Source organism: Streptomyces sp. NPDC048278 (assembly GCF_040652195.1).
Taxonomy (GTDB): Bacteria; Actinomycetota; Actinomycetes; order Streptomycetales; family Streptomycetaceae; genus Streptomyces.
On the sequence record NZ_JBEZLP010000037.1, the window covers coordinates 12,204 to 33,125 of the forward strand.

At 72.4% G+C, this 20,922-nt stretch carries 12 protein-coding genes; 2 read left to right on the forward strand and 10 right to left on the reverse strand.

Translation table 11 applies throughout. The features are described 5' to 3' along the window. Positions 1-7: 7 nt before the first annotated feature. The 7 genes from AB0D74_RS41120 to eccD form a co-directional block, all read right to left on the reverse strand. Positions 8-457 (reverse strand): YbaB/EbfC family nucleoid-associated protein, encoded by a 450-nt coding sequence (locus tag AB0D74_RS41120; protein ID WP_362598928.1) that lies wholly within the window; start codon positions 455-457, stop codon positions 8-10. A 64-nt stretch (positions 458-521) separates the two neighbouring features. After that, complete coding sequence (locus tag AB0D74_RS41125) at positions 522-3,566, reverse strand: AAWKG family protein (protein ID WP_362598930.1); 3,045 nt, start codon at positions 3,564-3,566, stop codon at positions 522-524. 102 nt (positions 3,567-3,668) lie between these two features. Beyond that, complete coding sequence (locus AB0D74_RS41130; protein ID WP_362598931.1) at positions 3,669-4,118, reverse strand: type VII secretion system-associated protein; 450 nt, start codon at positions 4,116-4,118, stop codon at positions 3,669-3,671. Between the two features lie 137 nt (positions 4,119-4,255). Next, the gene (locus tag AB0D74_RS41135; protein ID WP_362598932.1) at positions 4,256-4,579 is read right to left on the reverse strand and encodes a WXG100 family type VII secretion target; all 324 of its coding nucleotides are present in this window, start codon (positions 4,577-4,579) and stop codon (positions 4,256-4,258) included. Positions 4,580-4,633: 54 nt separating this feature from the next. Further along, a complete protein-coding gene (locus tag AB0D74_RS41140; RefSeq protein ID WP_362598933.1) occupies positions 4,634-4,972 on the reverse strand; it encodes a hypothetical protein in 339 nt (112 codons plus the stop codon). 223 nt (positions 4,973-5,195) lie between these two features. Next, positions 5,196-6,764 (reverse strand): type VII secretion protein EccB, encoded by a 1,569-nt coding sequence (gene eccB, locus AB0D74_RS41145; protein ID WP_362598934.1) that lies wholly within the window; start codon positions 6,762-6,764, stop codon positions 5,196-5,198. A gap of 55 nt (positions 6,765-6,819) precedes the next feature. After that, positions 6,820-8,220 carry a type VII secretion integral membrane protein EccD gene (eccD, locus tag AB0D74_RS41150; RefSeq protein ID WP_362598935.1) on the reverse strand — a complete coding sequence of 467 codons (1,401 nt, stop codon included), beginning with the start codon at positions 8,218-8,220 and terminating at the stop codon, positions 6,820-6,822. Positions 8,221-8,563: 343 nt separating this feature from the next. Between eccD and eccCa the strand changes: the two genes are divergently transcribed. Further along, positions 8,564-12,490, forward strand: a complete 3,927-nt coding sequence (eccCa, locus tag AB0D74_RS41155; protein ID WP_362599052.1) for a type VII secretion protein EccCa — start codon at positions 8,564-8,566, stop codon at positions 12,488-12,490. A 402-nt stretch (positions 12,491-12,892) separates the two neighbouring features. Here eccCa and AB0D74_RS41160 read toward each other — a convergent pair whose 3' ends face one another. Next, positions 12,893-14,233: a S8 family serine peptidase gene (locus AB0D74_RS41160; RefSeq protein ID WP_362598937.1), complete on the reverse strand. Its 1,341-nt coding sequence runs from the start codon at positions 14,231-14,233 to the stop codon at positions 12,893-12,895. Then, on the reverse strand, positions 14,230-17,580 hold the full coding sequence (locus AB0D74_RS41165) for a right-handed parallel beta-helix repeat-containing protein (protein ID WP_362598939.1): 3,351 nt from the start codon (positions 17,578-17,580) through the stop codon (positions 14,230-14,232). Before AB0D74_RS41165 ends, AB0D74_RS41160 begins: the two co-directional genes overlap by 4 nt. Before the next feature lie 303 nt (positions 17,581-17,883). On the opposite strand from AB0D74_RS41165, the gene AB0D74_RS41170 reads away from it, so the two are divergent. Next, complete coding sequence (locus AB0D74_RS41170) at positions 17,884-19,065, forward strand: hypothetical protein (RefSeq protein WP_362598941.1); 1,182 nt, start codon at positions 17,884-17,886, stop codon at positions 19,063-19,065. A 16-nt stretch (positions 19,066-19,081) separates the two neighbouring features. Here the strand turns inward: AB0D74_RS41170 and polX are convergent, their stop codons facing one another. Further along, entirely contained in the window at positions 19,082-20,821 is a 1,740-nt protein-coding gene (polX, locus tag AB0D74_RS41175) for a DNA polymerase/3'-5' exonuclease PolX (protein WP_362598943.1), read from the reverse strand. Between the last annotated feature and the right edge of the window lie 101 nt (positions 20,822-20,922).

Here is a 20,922-nt window from a genome sequence, read left to right on the forward strand (position 1 = left end):
CGTCTCCTCAGTCCTCCGGGTCCTCGCTGATCTCGTCGCGGAGCCGGCCGGCTCCGCGACGACGGGCGCTCTTCGGGCCCTCCAGCACACCGGGCCCGAAGATCTTGTTCCAGTCCACGTCGAAGCCGGTGAGTTCGGGGGCCTCGGGTCGTGCTTCGGTGAAGGGCGCGAAGGTCGCCATGACGTGCCGGGCCATGCGGGCCCGTGCCTCCTGCACCGCCTCCAGCACGCTCGCGGCGAGCTGACCGGCGGGCATCGTGCGGTACTTGTCGTCCAGGAAGGTGAGCGCGGTGAGGTCGCCCTGCGCGGTCACGGTCACCTCGACCGCGCGGTCCGCCGAGCGCACCGTGCTCTCCGCGTGGGCGAGTTCACCCTCCGCGCGGGCCACCGCGGTCTCGGTGGCCTCCAGTTCGGCCATGGCCTTGGCCAACCGCTGTTCTATCGACTCGCTGTCCACTCCGCGCCTCCCACACTCTCCCGATCCCGGCCGGTCCCGGCCGCCCTTCTGCGCCGGTGCGGCCTCAGCGGCCGATCACCGCGGGCGATCCGCCCTCGTCCGTGCCCCAGACGTCCTCGTCCTCGGTGAGCCACGCCTCCCGGGTGCGGTCGCCGCTCTCCGTGGAGCGGCCGTTCTGGCCCGTGGCGCCGGGCCCGCCCACCGGGTACGGGGCGCTGGACGTGGTCGGCCGGGTGTACACGACGTCCTCGTCCTCGTCGACGGACGTGGTCGCCCGGTTGCCCCGGCCGCGCCGGGTGGCGCCGCCCGCCGGGTCGGTGAGTACGGCGCGGGTGCGCTCGCTGTTGCCGCCCTGCCCGCCGGCGCCGCCCATGCCGCCGCCCATGCCGCCCATGCCGCCCATCCCCATCGGGTTGAGCGGGGTCCCGCCGGACGCACTCTGCGTGCCCGTGGAGGCGGCGAGTGCGGTCCCGTCGGTGAGGGCGTCGGAGCGCAGCGCCCCGCCGGTGTAGGGGGTGCTGTCGTAGTCGTCGTAGCCGCTGTCGAGACCGGTGTCCAGGCCGCCCGAGGTGTTCAGTCCGCCGCTGCTCAGCCCGCCGCTGTTGAGCCCGCTCGTGTCCAGGCCACTGGTGTTGAGACCGCTGCTGTTCAGGCCGCTCGTGTCGAGGCCGCTCGTGTTCAGCCCGCTGCTGTTGAGGCCGCTGGTGTCGGTCGAGGACGACGGCAGGCCGCTGCCGTCGATGTCCGTGGTGGTCGTGTGCCCGGACGGGTCGGTGGTGGTGAGCTGCCCGGTGTCCGGGTCGAGGGTCTGGACGGAGCCGTCGGGGAACTTCGTGGTGAGGGTCCCGTCCGGGTTCAGGGTGGTGGTCGAGCCGTCCGGGTTGGTGAAGGAGTCACCCGCGTTGAGGTGCGTGGTGGTGACGTGGCCCGAGGGGTCGGTGACGGAGACCTGGCCGGTGTCCGGGTTGAGGGTCTCGGTGGAGCCGTCCGGGAAGTGGGTGGTCACCGAGCCGTCCGCGTTGAGCTGGGCGGTGGACCCGTCCGGCGTGGTGAAGGAGCCCGCGGTCGGGTTGAGCGTGGACGTGCTCAGGCTGCCGTCCGGGTTGAGGGTGCTGACCTGGCCGGTGGCGGGGTCGATGGTCTGGCTCGTGCCGTCCGGGAACTTCGTGGTCAGCGTGCCGTCCGGGTTCAGGGTGGTGGTGGAGCCGTCCGGGTTGGTGAGGGTGCTGCCCGGGTTGAGCTGGGAGACCGAGGTGGTGCCGTCGGGTGACGTGGTGGTGACCAGGCCGGTCGACGGGTCGATGGTCTGGGTGGAGCCGTCCGGGAACGTGGTGGTGAGGGTGCCGTCGCCGTTGAGCTGGGTGGTGCCCCCGGTCGGGGAGTTCAGCGACGTCGAGCCGTTCTTCGTGGGGTCGTTGTTGAGGAGCGACGGGTTGAGGCTCGTCAGTGCGGCGTTCGCCAGGTCGTTGGCGTTGAGGTCGTTGAGTCCGTCGCCGACGTTGTTGAGGCTGTTGTTGAGCCCGTCGTTGAGGTTGTTGAGACTCGAATCCAGGCCGTCGCCGATGTTGTTGAGGCTGTTGTTCAGGCCGTCGTTGAGGCTGTTGAAGTTGTTCCCGAGGTTGTTGAGATTGTCGTTCAGCCCGTCGTTCAGGTTGTTCAGGCTGTCGTTGAGGCCGTCGTTGAGATTGTTGAAGTTGTTGCCGAGGTTGTTGAGGTTGTCGTTCAGGTTGTCGAGGTTGTCGTTGAGATTGTTGTTGAGGTTGTTCAGGTTCTCGTTGAGCTTGTCGTTGTTCTCCTTCGCCTCCTCCTCGGCGATCTCGTTCTCCTCCTTCTGGAGGACCTCGGCGAGCGTTTCCTTGTTCTTGTTGGTGATCTCGTCGTCGAAGGCGTCCTGCACGTCCGCCCAGGCGTTCTTCACGGCGCTGAGCGCGTCGATGGCCGGCTCCTTGAGCTTGGAGTCCGCGTTGTCGGACCAGCTCTTGACGGCGGCGTCGGCGATCTTCTGCCAGGTGGTGTGCTGGGTGAGGTCGCCGTAGTCGGGGACGGACTGCTTGAACCCGGCGTCGGTGGAGTAGGTCGTGACGGTGCTCTCACCGGCGCTGGAGGTCTCCTCCAGCACGTGGTTGATGTTGTTGTTGATGATCCACTGGCTGATCGCGTCGAGGATCTTCTTGACGTGGTAGTGCGGGTCGTGCTGGCCGTCCGAGGCCCAGTTGGTCCACGCGGTCTGCAGGGCGGTGACCGCGTCCTTCAGCGCCTGCTGTGCCGCCGCCAGCGCGTCGCTCAGCTTCGACTTCGGGACATAGCCGCCGAGTGTGCTGTTGGTCGCCGTGAAGTCGCGACCGCCCAACTGGGAGACGTAGCCGTCGTAGTTGGTCTTCAGCTCGTCCAGCAGATGCCAGAAGAGGCTGGCCGCCTTCCCCTTCCAGGCCGACTGGTCCTCGCCGAGCGAGGTCATCCACTGGTTCACGATGTCCGAGTGGTCCTTGAAGAACTGCACCACCCGGTCGAAGGACTGCCCGGTGGACTCGAAGGAGAGCATGTCGACGGCGTTGTCGTCGGTGACCGACAGCCCGCTGTACGAGAAGCCCTTGGTCGAGTACGACGGACTCGTCAGCAACTGGTCGAGGACCAGCTTGCTGCCGGAGATGTACTGCGCCATCGGCCCGGAGTCCCACTGGACGTGCGAGTACGACCCCTCGAACGCGCCGCCGCCGGTGATCTCGCCGCCGCTCCAGAGCGTGGCACGGCCGTTCTCGTCGACCGTGACGCCGATCATCACGATCCGGGCCTTCTTCATCTCCACACTGCTGTGCGCGCCGTCCCCGCCCGCGTCGTAGAAGGCCAGGTCGTAGTCCTCGCCCTTGTTGACCTGCCAGCCGGAGAGCGCCGAGTAGTCGGCCGCGGTCACCGCCCGCATGCCGATGCCCTGGATGTCCATCCGGAACAGCTTGAGGTCGGAGAAGTCGTCGTTGTTCGAGCTGCTGAGTTTGTCGAACAGGGTGGACCGCGGCGGGATCGTGTAGCCGGTGAAGTCGGTGACAGCCTGGGCGAAGTAGTCGTCCGGGTCGTAGCTGGGGGTTCCGGAGGTGCTGGTGCTGTCGGCCATGGGCGGAACTCCGCTGCTGGGGATGAGGGGGCGGGGACGGGATGGGGGGTCCGGGGCGAGCGGACCGGGGCTCAGCGGGAGCCGGCGGGCCGCGTACCGGCCTCAGGAGTCGTTGGAGTCGGTGCCGCTCATGTCGCCGTCGACGGTGTCGAAGATGTCCAGCAGCTTCTCGCCGTCGATCGAGGTGAGACTGTCGCCCTGCGTCTTCAGCAGGGTGGTGATCGTCTCGTCCAGCGCGTCGTCGATGTCGTCGAAGAGGGTCTTCTGCCCCTTGAGGATCTTGTCCAGGCCGCCCGCCTGCGTCTTGAGCGCCTCCACGAGCGTGGACCCGCCGACCGGATCCTTGCTGTCACCGCCGTTCATCAGGCCGATCCGCAGGATCTTGGCGGCGCCCGAGGCGGAGTCGTCGCCGGTCTCCGCGAGCAGGTTCTTCAGGGACCGGATCCCCGCCTTGTCCTTGCGGATCTCCAGCAGGTCGCTGATGAAGTCGGCGACATCGTTGTTCTTGAAGTTCTTCAGCGCCGTCGAGTCCAGATGGGTCAGGTCTGCCATGAGTGCCTCCGCTGGCGGGACGCGCCGGTCCGGGGGCGGCGCGGCGACGGTACGGGAAGATGCCTGTACCGCACCGGCCACGGGGAGGACCGGCCGGTGCGGTGCGGTGGGACTGCGGTGCGGTGGGACCGGTCGGCTCAGCGGCCGATGGTGACCTCGGACCACATCTGGCTGAGCGAGTTCTCGCTGTACTTGTAGCTGTCCGAGATGTCGCTGAGGAGCTGCGCGTGCGAGGTGAGCAGGTTCTCCATGTTCGTCACCGCACCGTCCCAGGCCGCCTGCTTCTGGCGGTAGACGTCGGCGTCGTTGCCGTACCAGGTCTTGGAGAGTTCGCTGAGTTCCTGCTCAAGGTTGGACAGGGTCTGCGCGATCGCCTTGGTCTGCATCACCATGTCGTCGGCGGCGTTCGACATGTGGTTGTAGCTGACGTAGATGTAACCGTCGGTCAGGTTGTCTGCCACGGCTTGCCTCTTTCACGCGATGTGGGGGTCGGACGTGTCGATGCGGGGCGTCGCTCAGCCGGCCAGTTGGTCGAAGGCCGACTGCGCCGCGTTGTAAGCCTGGTTGATGGAGTCGTTCGAGGAACCCTGGGTCTTGTTGTGTTCCACGAGGCTCTGGTTCAGCCGGTCGATGACGTCTTCAAGGTTCTTGAGGATGACGTTGCACTGGCCGTCCCACTGCGAGAGCAGCTCGCCGTACTGACCGCCGTCGCTGCCCTGGTAGCCGCTGCCCAGGGTGGAACGCGTGCTGTCGACGTCCTGACGGATCTTCACGATGCCGCTGAAGGCGCTCTCCAGGGCCTGGATTCCGTTCCGTGTCGAACCTTCGCTTGACTGCTGGCCGTCTCCCGCCATCGTCCCACCTTTCGTAAGTCGATCTACAAGTACGCGTGCAAGTGAGCCTAGGTTGACGGAAGTTGTACTGACAACGACCTGAGGAAGATCTGAGGTTGGTGTCCGTTTCAGATCAAAGGCTTTAACTGTCAGGCAACTTGACTGGAACACGATCCTCCGGTGCGCAACGGTTCGACATCCCGCGCGAATTGGCCTGAACCCGGCTCGGTTAGGCGTGAACTCGTCAAGATTGCGAGCCGGTGCCCGTCCCGAAGGCCGAGGCCGGCCCCTGGATCCCGCCGGTCCCGGCTGCGGTTCCGCCGGTTCCGGCTGCGGTTCCGCCGGTCCCGGGTGCGGTTCCGCCGCCGCACTGTGCCGTCGCGCCCGGCGCCTGGGCCGCCCCGGGGACCGGCTCCGACGCGGCTGCCCGCGGGTTCAGCTCCGGTCCGGTCGGCAGCATCGACAGCAGCGTGGACGGCACCCGCACCGGGGTCGCACCGTCGTAGCCGAGGGCGGAGAGCGCGTTCGCGTCCGGGATCCGGTACTTCACCCCGTCGTCGTCCACCAGGAACGTGGTGTCGCCGACCGTCGCACCGGCCGCGCCCAGCGCCCGTACCAGCGTGCCGTGTCCCGGCCGCATCACCACCCGGTCCACCCGCACGCACGCCGCGGTCAGCGCCGTCGTGTCCGCCTGCGCCGCCGGGGACAGCGCGGACTCCGGCACCCGCACCGACGTCACCCGCACCTGCCCGTCGTCCGGGTCGACCTGGGCGCACACCGACTCCCCCGACGCCGGCCGGACCGCGCGCGGCGGAGTGTCCGGCAGCCCCGGCACCGACGGGTCCCCCGCCGTCCCCGGCGCCTGATGCGCCCGCAGGTCGGAGACGTCGACGGTGGCGACCGTGGGCGCCGTCCCGCCGTACGCCTCCTTGCGGGTGTCGGGGTCGCCGAGCAGCAGCGCCGACCGGGTGGCCGTCAGCGGGTGCAGGCCGTCCTTCTGCAGCACGTACTCCTGGTTCCCGGAGCCCGCCACCACCCGGAACACCTGCCCGACCCGGGTCGCCCGGCCGCCCAGCGCGGGCCCCGCCGCCCCGCGGCCCTCGACCTCCGGGGCGGCCAGCTTCGGGCCGGTCACCAGGGCGTCCAGGAAGGCCGCCGACACCGGGCGGGGCGTCACCGGCCCGTAGCCGAGGGACTCCGCCGCGCCCGACTTCCCGTCCAGTTCCAGGCGGCTGCCCTGCCACACCAGGTACAGCCGCCGGTCCGGGCCGCGCACCACCAGCCCCGCCTCCGTGCCCAGCGGATCCGTCGCCACCGGAGCACCCGGCACGAGCGTCGTCTGCGCACCGGAGCCCGTCGAGCACACCTGCCACGGCGCCGACTCCAGGTCACCGGAGCCCGGCAGGGTGTCCGGGGCGCCGGTGATGCCGACCGGCTTGCCGACCGGGGTACCCGCGAGCGACGCCGTGCCGACCGACGTGGTCTTCAGGTCCGAACCGCCGATCAGGACGGCCGACGCGTAGTTGCGCACCGGGCGCAGCCGACCGCCGCTGTACAGGTAGCGGGCGCCCGTCTCCTTGTTGACGATCAGGGTGTCGCCGCTCTTCCAGGCGTCGTTGCCGCCCGGCCTGACCAGCCCGTACACCAGCGCTCCGCCGCAGACCAGCGCGCCGACGACCACGCCGACCAGCGCGCCCCTGGTGGTACGCCCCAGCGGGCTCTCCGGTGCGTCCGGGTCGGCCAGCAGCATGCCCGAGGTCAGGCGGCCCATCATGAACGTGTGTGCCTGCACCTGATCGCGCTTCGACCGCACGCTTTCCTCCCGGCTGGGTCGTCGTACTTCTTGTCGGTGGGGTTCTGACGGCGGCTCAGCCGAAGAGGCCGCGGAGGGTGCCGAACACGCCCAGCAGCCAGAGCGTCAGCGGCAGCAGCGCGATCGCCAGCAGCGAGTGCAGCAGCTCCGCGGCCCGTCCCCAGTACGGCACCATGCGCCGTCCCGGTACCGTCCACACCGCCACCGTCAGCGCGCCCGCCACCGCGAGCAGCCCCGCCACCAGGAGCGCCCGGTCGCTGCCGGACAGCTCGAGTCCCCGGCCGAACGCCAGCAGCAGCAGGCCCCACGCGCCGGGCAGCACCAGCACCAGCCGCTGGGCCGTGTTCACCAGGCCCCGCCCGTGCAGGAGCAGCAGCAGCGACAGGACCAGCGCGCTCAGCAGCGCCGGCAGGTTCGGCCGGTGGGCCAGCGCCACCAGGCAGGCCGACGCCAGCACGCCCGTCGCGCCGTACAGCGCCGTCATCCACTCGCCGGCCAGCTCGGTGCGGGCGGCGACGTCGTTGCCCCGGTACGGCTCGATGCCCTCCTGCAACTGCTCGGCGTTGGTGGGCAACGCCGGCATCCGCATCCCCGCGAACCGGAACGACAGTGCGGGCACCAGACCGCCCACCAGCACCGTCAGGGCCGCGACCACACCCGCCGCGCCCGCCGGGCGCACGTCGAACACCGTCATCAGCACGCCTCCCAGGGCCGCCGCCAGCGCCACCAGCGCCGACGCCAGGAACAGCGGGGTGCGCGCCGCGGCGGCGGCCAGGGCCAGCACCGCGGCACCGGCCCAGGCCGCCGCCGCGCCCAGCAGCCGTGCCCCCAGCACCTGGTGGGCCTGCGGCCCGGTCAGCTCGCCGCCCGGCAGCAGCCAGCCCACGAGCGCCAGCGCGGGTGAGGCCAGCAGGCCCAGGACGGTGCCGGTGGCCGGGTCGTCCACCGCCCGGCTCGCCGAGGCCGCCCCGGCCAGCAGCAGCAGGCCGGTGCCGCAGGCGGTGGCCACCCGCAGCGACACCGGGGCGCCCGGCAGGGCCAGCAGGACCAGACCGGCCAGCACCGCCACCGCCACCAGGCCGCGCAGCAGCCGCCGCGCCGCCTCCGGGCTCCAGCCGTGCAGCCGGTCCCGGGTGACCGCCGCGATCCCGTCCACCAGGTCGTCGAGCCGCACCTCGGGCAACGCCTCGGTACGGGGCCGCAGATGGAGTGCCTCGCCGTCGGTCAGCCCGAGCGAGGCCAGCGTCGCCTCCTCGTCCAGCGGCCGTCCGCCCAGGCGCTGGAGTATCCAGCCGTCGTGTTCGAGACCGTGCTCCTCGATGTCCTCACCGGCGTACCGCAGCACCGTGGGCAGCAGATCGGCGACCGGCACGTCCGACGGCACGGCGAGGTCGACGGTGCGGCGCGGGGCACGGACGGTCAGATGGCACAGGCCGGTCACGGAAGTGTCGGTCATACCGGGGCTCACGTCTCCTGGACATCGGAAGCGGGGGCACGCGGCGCGGCGTGCCGGGTGGGGAGCGTCGCGGAACGGTGGGGGACGGCTGGGGGGAGCGTGGGAAAGCAGGGGGTGACATGGACGTATGGAGTTGACGGGGTGCACACTACTGACACTCCCTGCGATCGTTGTCAACGGGAGTCCCCACGAACGGTGTTGACAGCGTCATCCGCGTGCGAGTGCCGAGGCCCCTCCCGGCACGCACCCCCCATGTACCGCCGCGGTGCGCGAAGTCCGTTAGGAGTGCCAAGCGTTGAGCGTGGTCCTGTTCCGTCGTCCGGCCCGCCGTCGTGGACCCGACATGCCGGCCGGCGAGTTGGTCCTCCAGGAGCCGCCGACCCTCATGGAGACCGTCCCGGACACGTCCGCGGTGTGGACGTATCTGCCGATGGCGATGATGTCGGTCTCGATGATGATGCTGTTCCTGCGGACCGGCGGGCAGTCCAGCGGTGTCTTCATGTACATCGCGCTCGGCATGATGGTGATGGCCGCGGGCGCGATGATGGTCGGGCAGGTCATGCGCAAGGCGGGCGACCGCAAGCAGCGGCTGCGCGGCGAACGCCGGGACTACCTGCGTTACCTCGCGCAGAGCCGGCGCACCGTGCAGCGGGCCGTGGTCGAGCAGCAGCTCGCCCTCGCCTGGCGCCACCCCGAACCCCGGGTGCTGCGTTCCGTCGTGCGCACCACCCGGCTGTGGGAACGCCGGGTCAAGGACGACGACTTCGGCGAGGTCCGGATCGCCGTCGGCGACCAGCAGCTCGCCATGCGGCTCACCCCCGTCTCCACCAAGCCGGTCGAGGACCTCGAACCGCTGTGCGCGCACGCGCTGCGCCGCTTCATCCGCGCCTACAGCACCGTCCCCGGCCAGCCCATCGCCCTCTACCTGCGCTCCTGGTCACGGGTGCTGCTGCGCGGCGACCGGGCCGCCGCCCGTGGGATGCTGCGCGCCGCCCTGTGCCAACTCGCCCTGTTCCACCCGCCGGAGGAGCTGTGGATCGTCGTCTGCGCCGGTGACGAGGTACGCGGCGAATGGGAGTGGGTGAAGTGGCTGCCGCACAACCAGCACCCGCAGGAGACCGACGGCGCGGGCCCGCTGCGCATGGTGGCCGCCGCCTTCACCGATCTGGAGGACCAGCTCGGCAGCGAGTTCGCCGAGCGGCCCGCCTTCGACCCGGAGGCCGTGCCCGGACGCGACGAGCCTCTGGTGGTCGTGGTGGTGGACGGCGCGGGCATCCCGGCCGGCCACCGCTTCGACGGGCCCGGCTACCGCAACGCCGTCGTCCTCGACCTCTCCGACAGCCTCACCTGGCGGCCCGGCCGCACCTCCCTCCGTCTCGACGTCGCCGCCGACGCGGTGGCCCTGGTCCGCACCGACCGCAGCCGCAAGGAGCAGACCACCGTCCTGGGCCGCCCCGACCGGGTCGGCCCGGTCGCCGCCGAGTCGCTGGCCCGGCTGATCGCCCCGTACCGGATGAGCCTCACCTCCGACGCGGTCGAACCGCTCTCCGCCGACATGGAGCTGACCACCCTGCTCGGCATCGCCGACCTGCACCGCCTCGACCCGGACACGCTGTGGCGGCGGCACAGCGGCTCCGGCCGGCTGCGCGTCCCGGTCGCGGTCGGCGCGGACGGCAGGCCCGTGGAGCTCGACATCAAGGAGTCCGCGCAGGGCGGCATGGGTCCGCACGGCATGCTGATCGGCGCCACCGGCTCCGGGAAGTCCGAGCTGCTGCGCACCCTCGTCCTCGGCCTCGCGCTCACCAACTCCTCGGAGACCCTCAACTTCGTCCTCGTCGACTTCAAGGGCGGCGCCACCTTCCTCGGTCTGGACGAACTCCCGCACACCTCCGCCGTCATCACCAACCTCGCCGACGAAGCCGCCCTGGTGGAGCGCATGCAGGACGCCCTGCACGGCGAACTCATCCGCCGCCAGGAGCTGTTGCGGGCGGCCGGCAACTACACCTCGGCCCTGGAGTACGAGAAGGCCCGGGCCGCCGGGGCCGACCTCGCCCCACTGCCCAGCCTGTTCGTCGTCGTCGACGAGTTCAGCGAACTCCTCGCCTCGCACCGCGAGTTCATGGAGCTGTTCGTGATGATCGGCCGCCTCGGCCGGTCCCTCGGCGTGCACCTGCTGCTCGCCTCGCAGCGCCTCGACGAGGGCCGGATGCACCAGCTGGAGTCGCACCTGTCCTACCGGATCGGCCTGCGCACCTTCTCCGCGATGGAGTCCCGGGGCGTCCTCGGCGTCCCCGACGCCTACGAACTGCCCTCCCAGCCGGGCAGCGGCTACCTCAAGAGCGGCGTCGAGGCCCTCACCCGGTTCCGCGCGGCCTACGTCTCCGGTCCCTACCGCAGGCGCGGCGGCGCCGTCGCCCAGGCCCGGGTCGCCACCCAGGTGGTGCCCTGGTCGACCGGGTACATCGTGCCCCGCGCCCCCGCACCGGCCGTGATCGTGCCGGAACCGGAGGAGGAGAGCGCCGACAGCCTGTTGTCGGTGGCCCTGGACCGGCTGCGCGACTCCGGGCCGCCCGCCCACCCGGTGTGGCTGCCGCCGCTGGACGCCCCCACCTCGCTGGACACCCTGCTCGGCGGTCTCACCGCCGACCCGGAGCGCGGCCTGACAGCCTCCCGCTGGACCGGTGCCGGGCGGCTGCGGGTCCCCGTCGGTCTGGTCGACAAGCCCTTCGACCAGCGGCGCGACCCGCTGGTGGTGGACCTCGCCGGGGCCGGCGGCCACGTCGCCGTCGCGGGCGGCTCGCAGAGCGGCAAGTCGACCGTGCTGCGCAGCCTCATCATGGCGCTCTCCCTCACCCACACCCCGCGCGAAGTGCAGTTCTACTGCCTCGACTTCGGCGGCGGCACGCTCTCCCAGCTCACCGGGCTGCCGCATGTCGGCGGGGTCGCGGCCCGCCTGGACACCGAGCGGATCAGCCGTACGGTCGCCGAGGTCACCGCGGTCCTCACCCACCGCGAACAGTTCTTCCTCGACCACGGCATCGACTCGATGGCCACCTACCGGCGCCGCCGGGCCGCCGGGGAGTTCCCCGACGAGCCGCACGGCGACGTCTTCCTGGTGATCGACGGCTGGTCGGCGGTCCGGCAGAACTTCGACCAGTTCATCCCGACGTTCAACCAGATCGCCACCGGCGGTCTCAACTACGGCATCCACCTGATCGTCGCCACCGCCCGCTGGCTGGAGCTCACCGCCCCGGTCCGCGACCAGTCCGCGACCAGGCTCGAACTGCGGCTCGGCGACACCATGGACTCCGTGGTGGACATCCGGAAGGCCGGCTCGGTGCCCCAGGTCCCCGGGCGTGGTCTCACCGTCGACGCCAAGCTGCACTTCCTGTCAGCGCTGCCCCGGGGTGACGGGTCGTCGGACCCGGAGACGCTCAGCGAGGGCGTCGCGGAGCTGGTCGACCGGATCGCCTCCGCCTGGCACGGGCCGCGCGCCCCGCAGGTACGGATGCTGCCGCACCGGCTGCCGGCCGCCGAACTCCCCGCGCCGGAGCTCGCCGACGGCCTGCGGCTGGCGCTCGGCCAGGACGAGGAGACCCTCGGTACCGTCTGGCACGACTTCTCCCGCACCCCGCACCTGGTGGCCATCGCCGACGCCGAGAGCGGCAAGACCAACCTGCTGCGGCTGGTCGCGGACGCGGTCGTCGCCCGCTACGCCCCGACCGAGGCCCGCATCCTCGTGGTGGACTACCGCCGCGGCCTGGTCGACGCCGTGCCGGAGGAGTACCGGCTCGGCCACGCCGTGGCCCTGGACACCCTCAAGCAGCTGGTCGGCGGCTCGGCGAAGGCGCTGCGCACCCGGCTGCCCGGCCCGGAGATCACCCCGGCCCGGATGCGGCTCGCCGACTGGTGGTCGGGCCCCCGGCTGTTCGTGCTCGTCGACGACTACGACATGGTCGGCGGCGGCACGGTCCTGGACCACCCCTTCGCCCCGCTGTTCGAACACCTCGCCCTCGGCCACGAACTCGGCCTGCACGTCGTCGTCGCCCGCTCCGCCACCGGCGCCGGACGCGGCCTCAACGACCAGCTCCTGCGCCGCCTCGACGAGGTCAACACCCCCGGCGTCCTGATGTCCTGCCCACCCTCCGAGGGCTACGTCTTCGGCAACGTCAAACCCCGAGTCCTCCCCCCGGGCCGCGCCCTCCACATCGTCCGCCGCAAGCCCGTCCTCATCCAGACGGCCCTGGCAGCAGGCACGGAGGACAACTGACCACCCCGCAACGGCACGACCACGGGCAACGCCACGCGACCGCCCGGGGCCGTGCCGTCGGCCGCAGCCGAGAACGCCGAGTGCGCGCACCGATCAGGCGGTCGGCAGTCGGCAGTCGGCGGTCGGCGGTCGGCGGTCGGCCTGAGGCAATCCGGGCGGGAGGCGGACGGTGCCTGGCAGGCGCTGGGGTGGTGCCCGATCGAGCAGGAACCGGACGGTGCCCGAATGCGACCGTCGGCAACCGGCCCAGGCACAGCTCCCGGTGTCCGAGCGGACGCTGCCAGCCGGGCCATCGGCAGCCGACCCAGGGGCGCGGGGAACTGCGCGACCAGCCCCCACCGGCCTGCAGGTGCCCACCGACCGGCTCGGCGCCTGCGAAAGCCTCGGCGCCCCCGAAGGCCGTCAGGCTTCCGGGCCCCCGCCCGGACCCGCCGGGCCCGCCGCGGCCGCGCTCCGCCGGGCGGACGGGCGCCAGCCCAGGCGGCGTCCGCGGGGGATGACCAGGCCCGCCCAGACCACCGCGACGATCACGGCGAGCCCGGCCGACGCGGGCCACAGGGCGCGGCGGAGCGGTCCGGCCGCCTCGTCGGCCGGCATGCGCACGGGGGAACCGGGGGCGGCGTCGCCCCGGTCCGGTGCGGTGGCGGTGGCACTGAGGACCGTGGTGACCGCCGCGTACGGGTCGACGCGCGGCACGTCGGCCGGGTACGCGGACGACCTCAGCAGACTCGCCGTCTGCGCAGCCGTCAGCTCGGGGTGGACAGAGCGCACCAGCGCCGCCGCCCCCGCCACGAACCCGGCGGCCAGTGACGCCCCGGAGCCGATGTAGTGGCCGTCCTTCGCCGGGCCGATGCCGACCACGCCGTCGCCCGGCGCCGCGAGCTGCGCGCTGTCGGTGGTGTACGCGCCGGCCGGCCGTCCGCCGTCGACGTCCACGTCGAGGACGGAGAGCACACCGTCGTCCGCGGCCGGGTAGTAGTCGCGGGCGGGCGGACTCTGCGACGTCGCCGTGGCCGGCTCGTCCGGCACCGCGGCGGCGACCACCAGGACGTCTTTCTTCCCGGCCAGCGCCACGGCCGACCGCAGCCCCGCGGTGTCGCTGCCCAGCGCCGCCGACACCGCGACCACCTGCGCACCGCCCTCGACGGCGGCCCGGATGCCGGCCGCGACCCGCTCGGCGGTGACCGCCCCCCGGGCGTCGCTGCCGCGCACGGCGAGGATGCGGGCCTGCTGCGCCACGCCCGCGAACCGCACACCGTCCCGTACGGCGGCGGCCACCAGACCGGCGACGAAGGTGCCGTGTCCCACACAGTCGGTCCCCGCGTCACCGACCGCTGTCACGCGGCCCTTCAGCGCGGGCGCGCCGGCGGCGACCCCGGTGTCGACCACACCGACGGTCACCCCGGTGCCCGACGCGACCTGCCAGGTCCGGTCGAGCTGGAGGGAGACCTGCTCCCAGGGCACGTCGGCGGCCCGCTGGCCGGAGCCCGCCGTGCACGGCTTGCCGGCGTCCACCCGGGAGGGCAGCACCGGCAGCCGGACCGTGCTCCCGGCCGCCGTCGCGGCCCCGGCACCGGCCGCGCTCAGGGCGCCCGTCAGCAGCAGCGCCAGCGCGGCGGCGAGCGGACGCACGTGACGGACGGTGCCCCGCCGAACCGCCACGGCCGCCGCGACCGCCGGGCCGGCCGGTGCCGCCCACGGTGCGCGTGCCGCGTCCTCCCCGGCCCCGAGTGTCGTCGTCATGCCCGGGCCGCCCCGGTGGAGGAGGCGGTGGAGGCCGGGCCTGCGGGGTCGGCGAGGTCCTCCGGGAGCAGCAGGCGCAGGTCGTCGAGGCTGGGGGCGGCCAGTCGGCTGAGCCGGCCCGCCTGGCGGGTCATCATCCGCTCCAGCACCTGGCGGGCGGTGCGCGCGTTGCCGAACGACCGGTCACGGGGCAGCGTGTCGAAGTGCTGCCGCAGCACCGGTCCGAGCCCGGCGGCACACTCGTACCCCAGCTGCACCGCGTGCTGGCGGACGATGGTGACCAACTCGTCGGAGGAGTAGTCGGCGAACTCCACCCGGCGGGAGAACCTGGAGGACAGGCCGGGGTTGGAGGCCAGGAACGTCTCCATCTCCTGGGTGTACCCGGCGACGATGACGACCACCTGGTCGCGGTGGTCCTCCATCAGCTTCAGCAGGGTGTCCACGGCCTCCCGGCCGAAGTCCGCGCCGGACGCCTCACGCGGGGTGAGGGTGTACGCCTCGTCGACGAACAGCACGCCGCCCAGGGCCCGTTCGAAGACCTCCCGGGTCAGCTGGGCGGTGTGGCCGACGTAGCGGCCGACCAGGTCGGCGCGGGACACCTCGACCAGCTGGCCGCGCGGCAACACGCCCAGCGAGACGAGGAGTTCGCCGTAGAGGCGGGCCACGGTGGTCTTGCCGGTGCCGGGCGGGCCGGTGAAGACCAGGTGGTGGCTGATGCGGGGTACCGGAAGTCCGGCGGCCTCGCGCTGGCGGGCCGTCGAGACCAGGTTGACCAGGTCGGTGACGTCCCGCTTCACCGCGGAGAGCCCGACCAGCGCGTCCAGCCTGCTCAGCGCGTCGTCGCCGGCGTCGGCGGCGTTCGGCCCCTCGGCCGCCTGCCGGGCCGCCTCCTCGCTGATGTCCTGGGGCAGCAGCAGGGAGAGGTCCTGCTCGGTCACGTCGGCCAGCGCGGCCAGCCGCACCGCCTGCCGGTCCACCATCTCCTCGAACACCTGCCGCGCCGCACGGCCGTTGCCGAACCCGGCGTCCTTCGGCATCCGTTCGAAGTGCACCGCGAGCGCCCGGCGGGTCTCCTCGTCGAGCACGTACTGGTGGCGTACGCACATGCTCTCCATGATCTCCACCAGCTCGGGCACCGAGTAGTTCTCGAACTCGACGGTCCGTGAGAAACGGGACGCGAGACCGGGGTTGGAGCCGAGGAAGCTGCGCATCTCGTCCGAGTAGCCCGCGACCACGACCACCACGTCGTCGCGGTGGTCCTCCATCAGTTTCAGCAGGGTGTCGACCGCTTCCCGGCCGAAGTCGGCGCCGGAGCCGCGGGAGTCGGAGGTGAGGGTGTACGCCTCGTCGACGAACAGGACGCCGCCCAGAGCCCGTTCGAAGGCCTCCGTGGTCTTGATGGCGGTGCCTCCGATGACCTGGGCGACCAGGTCGGCGCGGGAGACCTCGACCAGGTGCCCGGAGCGCAGCGCCCCGAGCTCGGCGAGGATCGTGCCGTAGAGGCGGGCCACGGTGGTCTTGCCGGTGCCGGGCGGGCCGGCGAAGACCAGGTGCCGGCTCATCGGCGGGGCGGACATGCCGAGCTGGGCGCGGCGGCGGGCCAGCTGGGTGAGGTTGACCAGGGTGCGGACCTGTTCCTTGACGTTGTCGAGGCCGATCAGGCCCTCCAGCGCGGCCATCGGCCCGTCCGGCCGTCCGGGCCCCTCCGAGGCGGGCACGGTACCCGCCGGATCGGTGCCCTCGGCCTCGCCGAAGCCCCAGGCGTCGCGGCCCTCGTTGCCGGTGCTCGTGAGGTTCTCCACCGCCAGCCGGCCGCCCGCCTTGGCCTGCACCAGGCCGCCGCCCCGGTTGTCCCGGACCGTGCAGCCCACCACGGACACCGGAGCCTCGGACTCGACCCGGATGCCGTCGCGTTCGCTGCCGGCCGCCTCGCAGCCGTTCAGGGAGGCCCGGCCGCCGTCGCGGACCAGGAAGCCGTGCTCGGCGGCGGCTGCGACCCGCACCCGGTTCGCGGTCAGCTCGCCACCGGTGTCGACGAGTACGCCGCAGGCGCCGGCCGAGACCAGCTCGCCGTCGCGGATCGCCGCGGTGCCCTCGCCGCCGATCTCCAGACCCGCGCCGCCCGGGTTGTTCACCCGGAATCCCGCGAGGTAGACGTTGCCGCCGGTCGCGACGCCCGCTCCCGCACCGCCCGGCGCCTCCACCGTGCAGTCCTCCACCCGGCCGCGACCGCCGTCGCGCACCGACACGCCGACCCCGCCGGCGCCGGTGATCCGGGCGCGGCGCACCAGCGGGTTGGCGCCGCCCTGGATCACCACACCGGCACCCTTGACGTCGACGATCTCCACCCGCTCCAGCTCGGCCGCCGCGTCCTCCTCCAGGAGCACGCCGTCGGCCTCGCCGTCCCGGACGGTCAGCGAGGTGAGCGTGGGCGAGGAGGCCCCGGCCACCCGCAGCGCCGGCAGCTGGGCGCCGGTCAGCCAGCAGTCCTCGTAGGTTCCGCGCGAACGGTCGGTCACCAGCAGGCCGTTGCCCGCGGTGCGGGCGGTGCGGCAGCGGCGCAGTACCGGGTCGGCGCCGTGCGAGACGATGATGCCGGGTCCGCTGCTGCCGGTGACCCGGACCTCCTCCAGCTCGCAGCGGGCCGCGCTGGTCACGTGCACGCCGATCGAGGTGTCGCGGATCACGGTGCGCAGCACCCGTACCGCGCTGCGCTCCTCCAGGGCCAGCGACGGCTTGTCGGTGGAGGCCAGGTCGCAGTCCTCGACGGAGCCCTGGGCGTCGCCGTTGGCGAGGACGCCGTTGCCGCGCGCGTCCCGTACCGTGCAGCCGCGCAGCGTCGCCCGGCCGCGTTCGCCGATCACCACGCCGCTGGTGCCGAGGTGTTCGAGGGTGCACGACTCCAGTGAGCTCTCCGTCGGCGAGGTCACCACGACGCCCGCGCCGGTACGGTTGGATATCCGGCACTCCCGCATGGCCAGCGAGCCGGAGCCGCGCGCCAGTACGGTCGCCCACGAGGCGCCGGACAGGTCACAGCCCTGCATCGCGGCCTGTCCGTGCGAGGCGTCCACGGCCGGCAGTTCCTCGTCGTGCCCCTGTACCACCAGGTCGGTCAGCATCACCGCGTCCGCCCGCAGCGAGATGACGGTGCCCTTGCGGGGGGCCAACCGGACGGTACCGCGCGACTGTTCGGCGACGATGGTCACCCGGGTGGTGACGACGAGGTTCTCCTCGTACGTCCCCGGGCGCACGCTCAGCACCGCCCCGCCGCGCGCCCTGGCCAGGGCCTCGCCGATCGTCCGGGCGTCCCCGGTGCCCTCCGGACAGACCGTCAGTACCTGGCGCACTCAGCTGACCTCCTCGTGTCGGCACCCGTCGGGCGGCCACCCCATCATGCCGTCTCCGTACGCGCGTTCCCACTCCGGTCCGGCCTGCGGAACGACGGCCGCGGAGGGCCCGGGCACCCGGCACGGCGCGGGAAGCCGTACTGCGAATTATGGGCCGTTGCACAACACCCTTACCAGCACGGTGAGTTACCCGTCACGTTTGTTAACACTGGTGCACAGAACTGCCGTTGGCATCCGCGCGTGAATAGGATTGCGCACTCTGGCGTAGGACGGACCACCGAGCGGACGAGGCGGACAGGGCTGATGACAGACGGGACCGGACCGACCGCGAGGACGAAGGCGGCGCAGACCTCGGCGGCGGAGTCCGCGGTGGCCGGCCCCACGGCCGGAGAGGCTACGGCGGCGGGCCCGGCGGAAACGGCACCCGTGACCACGACGGGAGCGCCGGATCCCGCGCGGGCGAGCGCGGCCGGCCGGGAGCCCGGAACCCGGTCGGGGACCCCGAGGACGCGGGGGTCCGTCTCGGCGGAGTCGGTGGCGCAGGAGGAGTCGGACCCCGCGGCGGCCCCGACGGCGGGGACCGTGGCGGAAGCGCCCGCCCTCGCGGGGCCCGGCGGCGGGGAGTCCCCGTCCGGCGGCCCGGCACGTGCGGAAGGCGCCGAGGCCGAGGCCCCCGCCCAGGTGCTCGCCGCGAGCGTCCCCGAGGCGGACGGGTCCGCCCCCGGCGGCGGTACGGCGGCCGGGTCCGTGGGCCGCCCGGGCCGCCCGCTGCTGGCCGGGGCGGCGGTGCTCGGCGCGCTGCTGATCACGGTACCGGTGCTGCTGACGAGCCGGGACCGGGCGCCGGAGGACCACGACCGGGTCGTCGCCGACCAGGCGGGCACCGTCCTCGGCGGCGACGCGACGCAGGAGCCCGGAGCCGGGTACGCCTCCTCCACTCCCTCGGCCCCCGGCACGCCCGCCCCCTCCGTCACGCCGAAGGCGTCCACGCACCGCCCCTCTCCCGCGAGGACGGTCGTGGCGCATCCGGCGACGAAGCCGACGACGGCCGGGACGAAGAAGCCCGCCGCACCGGCGAAGACGAAGACGAACACGAAGAAGCCCACCGCGACGAGCAGGTCCGGGACGAAGTCGACCGCGGAGTCGACCCTGCCCTCGGACGTCCTCGTCACCGCCACCAGGGTGCTCCGGGCCGGCCAGTCCATCGAGGCGAAGAAGGCCCGGCTGCGCATGCAGACCGACGGCAACCTCGTCGTGTACGACGAGCACAACAAGGCCCGTTGGGCCACGATGACCTTCGGTTCGAACTACCAGGCGGTCTTCCAGGCGGACGGAAACCTCGTCGTCTACACCTCCGACAGCCGTCCCGTCTGGGCCAGCCAGACCCCCGGCCACAACGGCGCGATCCTCAGGGTCCAGGGCGACGGCAACGTGGTGATCTACGCCGGATCGACCCCGGTCTGGGCCACCAACACCCAGCACTGACGGGCGTCCTTGCGGCTCACCGGCCCTTGCGCAGGAAGCTCCGCAGCCGCCGCTCCGGCCAGGTGTTGATCACGTCGTCCGCGGTGAGCCAGCCGCGCTGGGCGGTGCCGATGCCGTAGCGCATGTTGGCGAGGTGCGGGACGGCGTGGGCGTCGCTGTTCACGGCGAACCTCACGCCGTGCCGGCGGGCCCGCAGGATGTCCTCGTCGCGCAGGTCGAGCCGGTGCGGGTGGGCGTTGATCTCCAGGGCCGTGCCGGTGCGGGCGCAGGCCTCGAAGACCGTGTCGAGGTCGGCGTCGATGCCGGGCCGCTTGCCGATGAGGCGGGTGGTGGGGTGGCCGATGATGTTCACGTACGGGTTCTCGCAGGCGCGGACGAGCCGGCGGGTCAGGGCCTCACGGCTCTGCCTGAAGTGCGAGTGCACGGAGGCCACGCACAGGTCGAACCCGGCGAGGAAGTCGTCCGGCCAGTCCACCCCGCCCTCGGGGCCGATGTTCAGCTCGGTGCCGTGCAGCAGCCGCAGCCCGCCGCGCCGGCCCTTGGTGGCGTAGGTCCCGTCGAGCTCGCGGACCCGTTCCCGCTGGGCCAGCATCCGCTCGTCGGTCATCCGCTGCATGACCAGGTCGGGCGCGTGGTCGGTGATCGCGTAGTAGGCGTAGCCGCGTGCGGCGGCGGCCTCGGCCATCTCCTCCAGCGGGGCGAGCCCGTCGGTGAGGTCGGTGTGGGTGTGCAGGTCACCGCGCAGGTCGGCCTCGGTGACCAGGTCGGGCAGCTCGTCGCGGAGTCCGGCCTCGATCTCGCCGCGGTCCTCGCGCAGCGGCGGCGGGATCCAGGGCAGGCCGAGGCGCGCGTACACCTCCTCCTCGGTCGCGGAGACGATCTTCTCGCCGCTCTCGGTGTCGAAGAGGCCGTACTCGGAGAGCTTGAGCTTCTGGTGCACCGCGATCTCGCGGGTGCGGATGTTGTGGGCCTTGGAGCCGGTGAAGTACTGCAGCGCGGCACCCCACGAATCCGGCGGCACGACCCGCAGGTCGACGTTGAGCCCCTTGCCGGTGCGCACCGAGGTCTTGGTCCCGCCCTGTCCGATGACCTCGGTGACGTACGGCAGTGCGGTGAACGCCCGCATGAGGGGCGCGGAGTCCGCCGCCGCCGCGAGGATGTCGATGTCGCCGATGGTCTCGCGCATCCGGCGCAGCGATCCGGCGTACGCGCACCGCTCGCAGCCGGTCACGGCGGAGAGCGCGCCGACGACGTCCTCGACCAGCTCCATGGCCACGTCGATCTGCACCCGGCCGCCGGAGGACCGGAGCAGTTCGATGCCGTGCAGGATGTTCTCCTCGGTCTTCGGCCCGAAGCCCTTGAGGTCGCGCAGCCGTTCGTCGCGGATGGCGGCGGCGAGTTCGTCCACCGACGAGACGCCCAGTTCCTCGTAGACCGCCATGGCCTTCTTCGGGCCGAGGGTGGGCACGGCCGTCAGCCGCCGGACCCCGTCCGGGATCTTCGCGCGCAGCTCCTCGACGGCGGCCACCGTGCCGCTGTCGAAGTACTCGCGGACCTTCTGGGCGATCGACTTCCCGACGTTCGGGATCTCCTGGAGCCCCTTGAGGTCGAGCGTGGCGACGTCGGCGTGGTGGCCGCCGACCGACCGGGCGGCCTTCTCGTAGACCCGCGCCTTGAACGCGTCCCCACCGGTGATCGAGATCAGGTCGGCGTACTCCTGGAGCAGCGCCGCCACCTCGTCGTTGGACCGAGCCATGTCTTCAGGGTAGGGCGCCGGTTTTGCGCGGGCGCTCTTGACAGCTCTCCCCGCCCACAGGCAGTCTTCCATTAAGCAGAAATCAACTTCCGCAATACGGA